Raw genomic sequence first — 11,558 nt, 5'->3', positions numbered from 1 at the left:
CCCCTGCGGCAATGGTCAATTTTGCCAGACCCCAAGAAGAAGGGGCGGACCAACCGGCCCGCCCCCTCTGCTGTCAAAGGCAGGCGCCTTTAGAACTTGAAGCGGACTTCGGCGAACACCTGACGGCCACGGTTCTGCGTCAGCACGAGGTCGTCACCGCCCGCGGGAAGGAATGGCCGTCCACCCGAAGTGTTGACCCAGATTTCATCAGCGAGGTTGTTGCCTACGACCGACAGCGTCCACTTCCCATCGGGATCGCCAATCGAAACAGCCGCGTCAAACGTGACGTAGCTGTCCTGACGGAAATCGGTCGGTGTGGATTCGTCGGTGAAGTAGCTGCCCGAATAAACGACGTTACCGTTCAGACCGAACTCCAGCGAATCGCCAACCGGGATGAACCAGTCGAATGCGGCGTTGCCCGACCATGTTGGTGCGCGTGACGCCTGACGACCATCGAGGTCGAAGCCCTGCTCGGTCACAAACGTGTCACTGAACTCCGCATCCAGATACGCGACGTTGCCCGACAGGCTGAGACCATCGACCGGCGTCCGCCATCTCCATTCAAGATCGACACCAGCGGTGGTCACTTCACCAGCGTTCAAGGTCGAAAACTGGATCGCGACCGCGTCAAAGTTCTGAACCTGCAGGTTGTCGAACACGTAGTAATAGGCCGTCGCGTTGAGCGTCAGAGTGCGATCACTGAACTGTGATTTGATCCCGATCTCGCCACCTTCGGCCGTCTCCGATTCAAAGATCAGAGCGCTGAAATCGCCAGCAGCCGCTGCCGCGCCGAGGCTGGCGGTTGGCAGGGCGGAGTTGTCAACGCCGCCGGATTTGAAGCCAGTCTTGTATGACGCGAAGATGTTGATGTCGTCAGCCGCCTGATAGCGCAACGTCACTTCCGGTGAGATGTTGTCATCCTGGAAATCGATCGGGCCTGAGAAAAAGCCGGATGAGAGGAAGGCGCCGCCGCCTGAAAGGAACGCATGCACAAACGGAAGACTGATGCGCTGCGTCTTGTTCTCGTCAGTGTAGCGAATGCCGCCTGATAGCTCGAGATCATCGGTTATGTCGAAGATGACACTACCAAAGAACGAGACCGCTTCGGTTTCGGTTTCATGCCGCCGATCGTAGTCGGTCGTAAAGCCCGTGATGGGGTCAGGAGCGACGAACGCGATATTCGCCGCGAGCTCTGCCGTGTCAAACAGGAAGTCGCGGGTTTCATAAAATGCGCCGACCATGAAATTGAACGGGCCGTCGAGATCAGATGTCAGGCGGAGTTCCTGACTGAACTGATCGAGCTTGTTGTTCGGATCAGAACATCCGACGCCAGCTGGGACGCCAGGGGCGAAGATGCCGCCATAGGAATAGCAATCATAGTCGGTCGCATCGAGGCTCAACAGCCCGGTCGTTGAGGTCAATGTCAGCGAATCGCTGAGATCCAGGTTCCAAAGCAAGCGCCCGAACATGATGTCGGTTTCGCCGAATGGCACCCCGTTGCGACCCGCCGCCAAGGATGGGGTCGGGATCGATGCCGAAACAGCAGCAGCTGCGTCGGGCAAGAACTGCCGCTGGTCGAAGGCGTTGCAATCATACCCGGGATTGATGATCAGCCCGCCGCCCAGCAGCACGATGTCATCAGCCACGCCGTTCGCGCCGCAAGAAATGTCGCCATGACTGATCGCGCCGTCATTCTCGTTGCGGACATATTGCAATTTGAGGTTCGCATCGAACCGGTCATTGTCGTCGTAAGCGAGCGTTACACGGCCCACAAAATTCTTCGCAGAACGAGCGTCGCCGTGAACGGTGGGTGTTCCAGGCTCAAGCAACAGGAATTCGTCAATATCGTTGTATTGCGCCGCGATGCGGATGCCCAGATTGTCGGTAATCGGGCCGGAGATATAGCCGCCTACCGTGTAGCCCTTTTCCTCAAATTCATATTGAGCGCTTCCGCCGATCTCCCAATCTGGCGTCGGATCGGCTGACCGGATGGCAAAGACGCCTGCGGATGCCGATTTACCGAAGAAGAGCGATTGCGGCCCCTTCAGAACGTCAATTTGCTGGGTGTCGAAGAAACCGGCCTGGACGAGGCGCATGCTTGAGACTTGCACGCCGTCAAAGTCGAACGCGACCGCAGAATCGAAGGAAGACGAGATGTTCGACGAGCCCACGCCGCGAAGGCTTAGTTGCCCGCCGGAGCCAGACCCGCCAACCTGGACATTCAATGACGGGACGCGGCTGACCACGTCCGCGACCTGATCGACCCCGTAACGTTCAAGAGTTTCGCCGCCGATCGCGGTGACCGTAACGGGCACTTCCTGAAGCGTCTCATCCTGACGCCGCGCCTGCACGATAATAACGCGTTCGTTACTGTCTGCGCCCTCTGCAACTTCGTTGTCCTGCGCCGATGCGATGCTGGGCATGCCGATCATCGTTGCAGCAGCGGCGCTGCCGAGCAGGGCCCGGCGCAGTACGCGAGTGCCAGCGGCATTGCGGGTGTGAAGTCTCGTCATATTGCTCTCTCCCTTTCGAGCCTCGACTCGGGTCGAGCGCCCGTATTCCCCAACCCAGCTGGCGCTTCGTGAAAGCGCCTTCCGGTATGCCTCAATGTGTATGGGGGAGGGATTCAGTGCTCATCTAGCAAAAGCGCTAGGAAGTGCGACAAAGTGAGGTATTATCGCCACATGATTGCGGGAAAACAGCTTTTCCGTAGCGTAATTGTGCGTTGCAGCGCGATTACTCGGCGGCTTCGCGGCCCACTCCTTCGCCTGCTTCCATCTGCGTAACGCGCGGATCGTTCGGCCAGACCCACTCCTCACCGATCACAGGATCGACTCGCAATTCTTCGGGCACCTTGTTGATGCCAATCATGCGATCACAGGATTGGTGGAACGAGTAGATGCGGGCTTCCTGGTAGGACAGCGGTACGCTTTGAAAAGCGGAGCTTTGCATCGATTGCTGGATCGCCTCGCCGAACTGCGTGTCTTCCAGGATGATTGGGCTCATCTGGCGACCGTTGGACTGAGTGCTATCAGGTACGGTCCATAGATCGGGCGCTGGCCCATCGCCCCAGTCGAGCGCCATCGTCACCAGTTCAAGCCGTGTGGTGTTCAATGAAGTCGGCCAGAACAGCAAGGGTGGCACGAAATAGTTGGAGAGCGGCGAAACCCAGTTCGGGAAGAGCGTGTAGCTCTGCGTATGCGTCCGCCCCAACTCGCCAACAGTCTCAATCTGTTGCCATTCGGGCGGGCTGTCGACTGCGCGAACATGTTCGCGATCGGTCGTGCGCGGCGGCGGCGCCAGCATTCGGGCATGGCCGTTCGGATACATCGTGTTGAGATTGCGTTTGCTATCGACGAGTGGCGCGACCGTTTCGGGATGAATGAAGGGAACATGGTAGACTTCCATGTTGGCCTCCATCGCGACCTTCCAGTTGCAATTCAGTTCGAACGAATGACGCGCGGCCAGTTTCACTTTGTCGAAGGCGAACTCGTCCCACTCGCGCATCAACGGCCCGAGCCACTGCGTCAGCGGCATGGCGTCAGCGTCGAAGTTCACAAAGATAACGTTGCCGAGCATTTCACACCGCACCGGCAACAGACCCCGGCACGACAAATCGAAATCAGGCGGAAAATCCTGCTTCTCAGGCACGCCGACCAGCGAGCCATCGGTCTTGTAGGTCCAATTGTGATAGCCGCACATCAGGCGCGACGACTTACCGAAATCCTCTGTCACAACCGGCGCGCCGCGATGGCGGCAGGTGTTATAGAACGCGCGAATTTCGCCATCCATACCGTGCACGATGACAATCGGATCGCCAGCATTGTGCCAGCGCATGTAGCAGCCCGGTTCCGGGATTTCGTCAATATGGCCTGCAAACAGCCAACTTTTGCGGAAGATATGCTCGCGTTCGAGCGCGAAATATTCTGGCGAGGTGTAGCGCGCAGCGGGCATGTCGGGCAGCTTGGGAAAGCCATACGGAGGCGCAGTTCGGCTGCCTTCCCAATCCATCAGCGCTCGCAGCTGTGCGACTTCTTCTTCACTGATCATCGCTCATCTCCCGACCGGCAGAATAACGCAGCGAACCGTAATCGCGACTGGCACTTTTCTCATCGCTTTAAACAGTGGTGCGCACGCGATCCGGCAATAGTCTGCACGCACAAATATCTCTGGGGAGAGAGTAATGGCAGGACGCGTGGAGGGCCGGGTTGCGCTCGTAACCGGCGGCGCAATGGGGCTGGGGAAGGCCGATTGCGAAAGGCTGGCGGCCGAAGGGGCCAAGGTGATCGTGACCGACCGCGAGGTCGAGATGGCGCACCAGGTAGCCGATAGCATTGGCGGCGATGCAATGGCGCTCGATGTGACCGATGAACAGCAATGGAAAGACGTGATGCACGCCGTTCAGGAACGTCACGGCGGCCTCGACATTCTGGTCAACAATGCCGGGAACGTGATCTTCGAGAATATCGAGGATTGCTCGCTCGATCATTTCAAGCTCCACCTCGATATTCACGTGGTCGGCACGTTTCTGGGCTGCAAATATGCTCTGCCGCTGATGAAGAACAGGCATGAGAAGGTCGGTGGCGGCGGCTCCTCAATCATCAATATGGCATCGACCGCAGCGCTGATGGGATACGGGGCGATCCCGGCCTACACGGCCGCCAAGGGCGGGATCAGTTCGATGACCCGCTCGATCGCAATCCACTGTCAGGACGAAGGCTACGGCATTCGCTGCAACGCGCTTGCGCCGGGCGGGATCGAGACGCCGATGGTGATGGAAGTCTCCGGTCGTGCAGGCGAGAACCCGATGGATATTCCCGCAGGGCCACTGCCGCAGGATGGATTGGGCGATCCTCGCGATGTGGCGGGATGCGTCCTGTTCCTTGCGTCGGACGATGCTCGGTTCCTGAATGGGCTTACGATCCCGGTGGACAATGGCCTCGACGCCCGACCTCACCACTGATCCGGGCAACTCAGAAGGCGGCGAAAGCAACTGGTATCGCTGGTATGTGCTCGGCCTGCTGACACTGGTCAGCATGTTCTCGATTGCCGACCGGCTTGTCTTTGCAATCTTGCTCGAAGACATAAAGGCTGAATTCGACTTCTCGGACACCCAGATCGGATTGATTGGCGGCCTCGCTTTTGCCGCCACTTACGTAATCGTCGGCTTTCCCGCAGCACGACTGGCTGACAGGTCGGTGCGCCGAAACATCGTTGCAGGCGCAATCACGTTCTGGAGCGCCATGACCGCCCTTTGCGGATTGGCGACGGGGTTCTGGACATTGTTCCTCGCGCGCACCGGGGTCGGTGTTGGCGAAGGCTGTTCTGGTCCAGCTTCGCAAAGCTTGGTCGCGGACTATTTCAAGCGCGAAGAGCTGGCCAAAGCGATGGGCTTTCTCACCATCGGCGCGACGGTGGGCACAGCCAGCGGATTGCTGGTCGGCGGGCAATTGAATGAACTGTTCGGTTGGCGTTGGGCGTTTGTTCTGATGGGCCTTCCGGGAATAGTAATCGGCGCGATTGTCTATTTCACGATGCGTGAGCCGCGGCGTGGCCGCCATGCTCCCAAAGACGCGCAGATCGAGCAGCAGCCATTGTTCCAGACCGCGCGCGTGCTTGTCACCAATCGGGTGTTCATGGGGCTTGCTGTCGGTTGGGCGGTGCAGATCATGATCGGGTACGCGCTCGCAGTCTGGATGGCTGCGGTGATGATGCGCAACTTTGAACTTTCGAGCGGCGATGTGGGCATATATCTTGGCCTCACGTTCCTGATCGGTGGGATACCTGGTCCGATCCTTGGCGGGTATGTCGCAGGCTGGCTGACCCGCCGCGATGAGAGATGGCGGGCCTGGCTTCCGGGCCTGGTCAGCCTGGGCTGCGTATTGCCGCTGGGATTGAGCCTTTCATCAAGCACATTCTGGCCGTTCCTGATCTTCTTCGCCTTTGCCTACGCAGTCTATGTTGCCAGTCAGGCACCGATCCTGTCGGGAATTCAGGCGGCGGTTGAGCCGGGGCAGCGCGGTTTTGCGGTGGCGATTGCATTGTTCTTCAACAATCTCGTCGGGCAGGCGCTGGGTCTGTTCGTGGTCGGCTGGGTCAGCGACTGGCTCGCGCCGACGCAAGGCACACTTTCACTGACCATCGCGGTGTTTGCGGTCTGCCTGGTGTCCGGCATCATCGCGATGGCGGTATTCGCATGGACCGCCGCGCAGATGCGCTCGTCGGGTTATCTTGACAGGATGGCGACGGACTAGAAGCCCGCCTAAAACCCGGGGTGGATCGCCATCATCGCGCCATCGACCAGCAGCTCCGACCCGGTCATATAGGCGCATTCATCAGACGCGAGAAATGCAATCGCCGCAGCGGTTTCAGCAGGATCCGCCAGACGGTTGAGCGGTGATGTTGCGGCTACCGCTTCTTTCAAGCCCGGCGTGACATTCTCGGCATGGTCCAGAATGCCGGTATCGGTCGCGCCCGGAATTACGGTGTTGCAGCGGATATTGTATCCTGCCTTTGCGCAATGTGTGGCAATCGATTTGGTCAAAACCCGCACCGCGCCCTTGCTTGAACAATAAGCCACGTCAGACGGCAGCGCCGCCATTGCCGAGGTCGAACTGATATTGACGATCGAACCCGAAGACCCTCCGGGATTGTCCTTCATGGCTTTGATCGCGGCGCGGCAGCCAGCCATCGTTCCCTTGATATTGATGTTGTAAATCCGGTCCCAGGCTTCGTCCGTGACATCTTCAATAGAGAGCGCTGATACTGTCCCGGCATTGTTCACCAGAATGTCTAGCCGCCCCCATGTGCCGACGGCCTCCGCTACGATCACGGGCCACGGCGACATTTCGCCCACATCCTGTGCAGCAAAGCGTGCGCCCTCACTATCGCAAAGGGCTGCCCCGCCTTGCTCGTCAATGTCCGTGCCGAGCACCTCCGCGCCGTCGGCTCGCAGTCTTCGAACTGTCGCTGCGCCAATACCGTTGGCGCAGCCGGTGACGATTGCGACCTTCCCCGACAGGTCCGGCACTATTCGGTGTCCTGCCAGACCTTGGCGCTCTCGCGGCCATTATGATGATCGACGAAGCGCGCTAGATTGCGGGTCCCTTCGGGCAGTTTCCACCCCACTGTGAAGCCGAAATTGGCGAAGCAGAACACAAGCAAATCGGCAAAGGTGAAACGCCCCAGCGCAAAGTGGTTGCTGTCACCCAGCACCGTGTCGAAATAGCGCCACTTCTCATCGGAGATTGCCGATAGCTCTGCGCCCGCTTCGGGGCTGACGACGCTCATGCGCGGCTCGAACATCGGACGGCCAGCGCCTGCACGAAAGCCCATGGTCATCGGAACCACCACTTCCTGATCGAACAGGCGCGCCCATTTGCGCACTTCCGCGCGCTCGGCAGCGGTTTCTCCAAACAGGTTCGGATCAGGGTGCAACTCTTCGATGTATTCGCAGATCGGCCAGCTTTCGGTGAGGCAAGTGCCGTCATCCAGTTCCAGCGTCGGAATCGTGCCGAGCGGATTCTTTTCCAGATACGACTCATCCTGCCGGTTCTCACCGGTGATGATGTCGTAGTGGACGCGCTTCACCTGGCCTTCCAGCGACCCTTCCTCGATCCGTTTCTCGATCAGGAACATTCGCACCAGGCGCGGATTGGGGCCCAGGCTGGAATGAAGGGTAGTCATTTCTCTCTCCAGAGTTCTAGTGGCGCGACGCCTATATGCGTGGTCTGTATGCGAGCTATACGGTCACGTCGCCCTCCTAAATGCGCTAGGGGCCTAAATCCACCAGGGTACAGCGCAACACCACAGCGAGCTAAAGATCATCCATGGATTTTAATCTGACCGACGAGCAGCGAGAGCTGCAGGAGACCGCCCGGAAGTTCGTTCGGGCCGAATTGCCGAGTCTGGCGCGCGACATGGAGGAAAGGGACTATCCGGTCCCGCACGACATGCTCAAGACCTATGGCGAGATGGGGTTTCTCGGGGTCAATCTGCCGGAGGAATATGGCGGGCTGGGCCTCGGCCATGTCGAGGCGCTGATCGTGCTGGAGGAATTCGCACAGGTTTCCAACGCCGTAGCCTTCCCCGTTTTTGAAGCACTCACAGGGCCGGTCCGAACGATTGATCGCTTTGGTTCGCCTGAGATGAAGGCACGCATCCTGCCCGAAGTGATCAAGGGTGAGAAGATCGTTGCGGTTTCGATGTCGGAACCCGATGCCGGAACCGCGCTAACCGACCTGACGACCAAGGCGGTGCAGGACGGCAATGGCTACGTCGTCAACGGCTACAAGCGCTGGACCAGCGGCGGCGGGCATTCCGATTACTATGTCACTTATTGCCGCTTCACCGATGAACCCGGTGCCAAGGGAATTGGCGCGATCCTGCTCGAAAAGGACATGGAAGGAATGCAATTCGGCAAGCGCGAGGAGTTGATGGGCTTTCGCGGCATTCCGACCGCCGACTACGCCATAGACAACGTGAAAGTGCCGGGCGAGAATGTGATCGTCGGCGCCGGCGGGTTTGGCAAGTTGATGAGCGCGTTCGGGCTGGAGCGATGCGGCAATGCGACGCAGAGCCTTGGTGTGGCGGCGGCGGCGCTGGAACAGGCGCTCGAATACACGCAAGAGCGGGAAGCCTTCGGCAAACCGATCGTCGATTTTCAGGCGGTTCAGTTGAAGATTGCTGAAATGGCGATGAAGGTCGATGCGGCGCGCCTTCTGATCCACCGCGCGGCGGCAAATGCCGCGATCCAGGAAGATGGCTTGCCAACCGTCTACGAAAGCTCGCTCGCAAAATGCTACGCCAATGAGATTGTTCGCGAGGTTGCGGCGCTCGGCATGCAGGTCATGGGCGGCTACGGCTATCACAAGGATTACGGCATGGAACAGCGCCTCCGTGATGCCTATGCCTGGGGGATCGCGGGCGGCGCGATTGACGTGCAGAAGACCAATATCGCAGCGGCCATGGTGGGCCGACGATTCAATCAGCGCGGTTAGGGCTTGCGTGGGCGCGCTGTGTTGCTCATCTAAGGCAGTATGCAATCGACCACGCCAGACAACCCTGACCGACTGACGCAAGCACTAACGGGAGAGGGACCCGACGCCGCTCTGCGCATGCAGCCGGGTACGGCGGATGTCATTCCCGATCCCGAGGGTGATCTCACCAAGGTCCATCCGAACTACAAATCCGCGCTGCGGCTGCAGACCATCCTCTTCGCAATCCCGTTCCTTATTGGATCATTGATCGCGGAAGCGGCGATTCCTGACGATGTGTTGCCGCCCGGCGTGATCGCCGGACCGGTGTTGTTGCTGGCGGTGTTGTTGGTGATCCGCGTACCGGGCCGCAGGTTCAATGCGCGCGGCTACGATATGAGCGATGACAGGCTGCGCGTGGTGCGCGGCATTTGGTGGCATTCCGACACGGTCGTACCGTTCGGCCGCGTGCAGCATATCGATGTCGATCAGGGGCCGATCGAACGGTTCTTCGACATCGCTACGCTCACGCTGCACACGGCCGGCAATCACAATGCTTCAGTGCATCTGCCCGGCCTGCAGCAGGACCTCGCCAAGGACATGCGCGAGGATATCCGCGCGCATATCAAGCAGGAGAGCTTGTGAGCGCGACCCTCGACTGTGAACCCATAAATCCGGCGGGATCGGCCTCAGCCGAGGAGGCCGGGCTAAGGACTCATCCCAAGAGCTTTATCATCCGCGGGCTATCGATCCTGTCACAGCTCATCATCCCGCTCGGGATCGCATCGGTGACGATTTTCGATGACGGCAGTGTGGGCGATGTGCTGATGTTTGCGGTGCCAGCGGTCTCGGCGATCATCGGAATCAATTTTGCCTTCGCCTATCTCGGCTGGAAGCGCCTGACCTACACCGTTGGCGAACAGGATATCCGGGTAGAGAGCGGCGTGCTGAGCCGTTCGGCGCGGTCTGTTCCGTTCGAACGCATTCAGGATGTGAGCCTTGAAGAGCCACTGCTGCCAAGGCTGTTCGGGCTGGTGATCGTAAAGTTCGAAACCGGGGCAGGGGCAGGCGAAGATATCAGCCTGTCCTATCTCTCGGGCGAGGAAGGAGACCGGCTGCGGCAATTGGTGCGCCAACGGCGCGACGGTGAGGTGGCGACCGGCTCTGAGGAGAGCGCAACGGGTGCTGAAGCCATTACAGAACCCGAAGCGCAGACGCTGTTTGCCATGGACCCGCGACGCCTGTTGATCTTCGGCACGTTCGAGTTTTCGCTGGCGGTCTTTGCGGTCCTTGGCGGCCTGTTTCAATATGCCGACAGCTTTGTCGACTTCGAGATTTGGGACCCGGAACTGTGGGAATCGTGGCTGTCTGAACAGGGCACTTTTTTGTCGAGCTTTGGTGCCTACGCTCAAATATTCAGCGCGGTTGCTGGGTTGATTGCGGTTTTCGTGATCGGTTCGGCGACCGGGCTGATCCGGACATTCACCCGCGAATGGGGTTTCCTGTTGGAGCGTACCGCGCGCGGATTTCGGCGGCGGCGGGGGCTATTCACCAAGACCGATGTCGTGATGCCAGTGCACCGCGTGCAAGGGGTCAAGATTGGCACCGGATTGCTGCGTTATCGCTTCGGCTGGCATGGTCTTCGGTTCGTCAGCCTCGCGCAGGATTCCGGCGGTGCGAATCACGTTGTCGCGCCGTTCGCAAAAATGGACGAGATCGCCCCCATCGTGGCGGAGGCGGGATTTCACCTTCCGGATGAGGATACCGACTGGCACCGCGCAAGCGAGCGTTACCGGATCGATAGCGCCATTATCGACTCGGTCTTTTTCATTCTCGCGGCCATCATCGCGGGCACCGCAACGTCGATCTTCGCTCCTGATTGGGTGCCATTGGCGGTTGCGATTCCACTGGCCTTGGCTGTCTTGGGCGCGGCAGCAGCGCTGTATTCGTGGCAGTTCCACCGCCACGCCATCGATGCAGATCAGATCATGGCCAACAAAGGTTTGTTCGCGCCTACGAGCCAGCTGGCGACGCGCATGAAGCTGCATTCGGTCGAAATCGCGCAAGGGCCGATTTCGCGCAGGCGCGGCTATGCGACGCTGCATCTTGGCTTGGCGGGCGGTGAGTTCGAGATCCCCGGCGTCCCGATTGAGCGAGCACGCGAAGTGCGCCGTGAGGTCATGACGACCATTGCTGCGACGGACTTTTCCCAATTGGAGCAGGCCTAGGCTTTAAGGTCGGCCCAATCCGGGTTCTTTGCAAATTTCGCAGCGACGTAGGAGCATTGCGGGACGATCTTGAACCCCTGCTCGCGCGCGTCCTGCACCAGCCGTTCTACCAACCGCGCCGCAATCCCGCGCCCGCCGATCGCATCGGGAACGATCGTGTGCGTCGCGACCCGCACGTCGCTTGCAGCACCTTCCAGCGAACCATTCGTGCGCGGCTCCCATTCCAGCGTGCCTTGATGGACCTCGCCTTCGACTTCCGCGATATACTTGCCGCCCTGCCCTTGTGCGTGGTGCGTGATCGTGACCTGATCTGCCGTGTCGCTCATCTGTCGCTGCTCCTTCTTGCCATAAACGC

At 59.5% G+C, this 11,558-nt stretch carries 10 protein-coding genes; 5 read left to right on the top strand and 5 right to left on the bottom strand.

The features are described 5' to 3' along the window. Positions 1-89: 89 nt before the first annotated feature. Both Q0837_RS14245 and Q0837_RS14240 read right to left on the bottom strand, forming a co-directional pair. Positions 90-2,513, bottom strand: coding sequence for a TonB-dependent receptor (locus Q0837_RS14245; protein ID WP_298470461.1), 2,424 nt, complete (start codon positions 2,511-2,513; stop codon positions 90-92). A gap of 223 nt (positions 2,514-2,736) precedes the next feature. Then, positions 2,737-4,050: an SRPBCC family protein gene (locus Q0837_RS14240; protein ID WP_298470459.1), complete on the bottom strand. Its 1,314-nt coding sequence runs from the start codon at positions 4,048-4,050 to the stop codon at positions 2,737-2,739. Positions 4,051-4,183: 133 nt separating this feature from the next. On the opposite strand from Q0837_RS14240, the gene Q0837_RS14235 reads away from it, so the two are divergent. Together Q0837_RS14235 and Q0837_RS14230 are read left to right on the top strand one after the other, a co-directional pair. After that, positions 4,184-4,963 (top strand): SDR family oxidoreductase, encoded by a 780-nt coding sequence (locus Q0837_RS14235; protein WP_298470457.1) that lies wholly within the window; start codon positions 4,184-4,186, stop codon positions 4,961-4,963. Next, positions 4,935-6,254, top strand: a complete 1,320-nt coding sequence (locus Q0837_RS14230; RefSeq protein ID WP_298470455.1) for an MFS transporter — start codon at positions 4,935-4,937, stop codon at positions 6,252-6,254. Before Q0837_RS14235 ends, Q0837_RS14230 begins: the two co-directional genes overlap by 29 nt. A gap of 8 nt (positions 6,255-6,262) precedes the next feature. Here Q0837_RS14230 and Q0837_RS14225 read toward each other — a convergent pair whose 3' ends face one another. Continuing rightward, the gene (locus tag Q0837_RS14225; protein ID WP_298470453.1) at positions 6,263-7,030 is read right to left on the bottom strand and encodes an SDR family oxidoreductase; all 768 of its coding nucleotides are present in this window, start codon (positions 7,028-7,030) and stop codon (positions 6,263-6,265) included. After that, a complete protein-coding gene (locus Q0837_RS14220) occupies positions 7,030-7,686 on the bottom strand; it encodes a glutathione S-transferase family protein (RefSeq protein ID WP_298470452.1) in 657 nt (218 codons plus the stop codon). Before Q0837_RS14220 ends, Q0837_RS14225 begins: the two co-directional genes overlap by 1 nt. A gap of 143 nt (positions 7,687-7,829) precedes the next feature. Here Q0837_RS14220 and Q0837_RS14215 point away from each other — a divergent pair, with 143 nt between their 5' ends. From Q0837_RS14215 to Q0837_RS14205, 3 genes are read left to right on the top strand one after another with little or no spacing between them, the layout of a single operon-like run. Further along, entirely contained in the window at positions 7,830-8,999 is a 1,170-nt protein-coding gene (locus tag Q0837_RS14215) for an acyl-CoA dehydrogenase family protein (RefSeq protein WP_298470451.1), read from the top strand. A 39-nt stretch (positions 9,000-9,038) separates the two neighbouring features. After that, positions 9,039-9,620 (top strand): PH domain-containing protein, encoded by a 582-nt coding sequence (locus tag Q0837_RS14210; RefSeq protein WP_298470449.1) that lies wholly within the window; start codon positions 9,039-9,041, stop codon positions 9,618-9,620. Further along, positions 9,617-11,203 (top strand): PH domain-containing protein, encoded by a 1,587-nt coding sequence (locus Q0837_RS14205; RefSeq protein WP_298470447.1) that lies wholly within the window; start codon positions 9,617-9,619, stop codon positions 11,201-11,203. The genes Q0837_RS14210 and Q0837_RS14205 overlap by 4 nt, the downstream gene beginning before the upstream one ends. On the opposite strand, the gene Q0837_RS14200 is transcribed toward Q0837_RS14205, so the two are convergent. After that, the gene (locus Q0837_RS14200; RefSeq protein WP_298470445.1) at positions 11,200-11,529 is read right to left on the bottom strand and encodes a GNAT family N-acetyltransferase; all 330 of its coding nucleotides are present in this window, start codon (positions 11,527-11,529) and stop codon (positions 11,200-11,202) included. The genes Q0837_RS14205 and Q0837_RS14200 overlap by 4 nt on opposite strands. Positions 11,530-11,558: the final 29 nt, after the last annotated feature.

The organism is uncultured Erythrobacter sp. (genome assembly GCF_947499705.1).
Taxonomy (GTDB): domain Bacteria; phylum Pseudomonadota; class Alphaproteobacteria; order Sphingomonadales; family Sphingomonadaceae; genus Erythrobacter.
This window is presented reverse-complemented; position numbering and strand designations above follow the sequence as displayed.

Bases quoted from the DNA above. Each gene is read 5' to 3' on its own strand.
- Q0837_RS14215 (WP_298470451.1), top strand. From the start codon at position 7,830: ATGGATTTTAATCTGACCGACGAGCAGCGAGAGCTGCAGGAGACCGCC.
- Q0837_RS14200 (WP_298470445.1), bottom strand. From the start codon at position 11,529: ATGAGCGACACGGCAGATCAGGTCACGATCACGCACCACGCACAAGGG.
- Q0837_RS14210 (WP_298470449.1), top strand. From the start codon at position 9,039: ATGCAATCGACCACGCCAGACAACCCTGACCGACTGACGCAAGCACTA.
- Q0837_RS14240 (WP_298470459.1), bottom strand. From the start codon at position 4,050: ATGATCAGTGAAGAAGAAGTCGCACAGCTGCGAGCGCTGATGGATTGG.
- Q0837_RS14235 (WP_298470457.1), top strand. From the start codon at position 4,184: ATGGCAGGACGCGTGGAGGGCCGGGTTGCGCTCGTAACCGGCGGCGCA.
- Q0837_RS14230 (WP_298470455.1), top strand. From the start codon at position 4,935: ATGGCCTCGACGCCCGACCTCACCACTGATCCGGGCAACTCAGAAGGC.
- Q0837_RS14245 (WP_298470461.1), bottom strand. From the start codon at position 2,513: ATGACGAGACTTCACACCCGCAATGCCGCTGGCACTCGCGTACTGCGC.
- Q0837_RS14220 (WP_298470452.1), bottom strand. From the start codon at position 7,686: ATGACTACCCTTCATTCCAGCCTGGGCCCCAATCCGCGCCTGGTGCGA.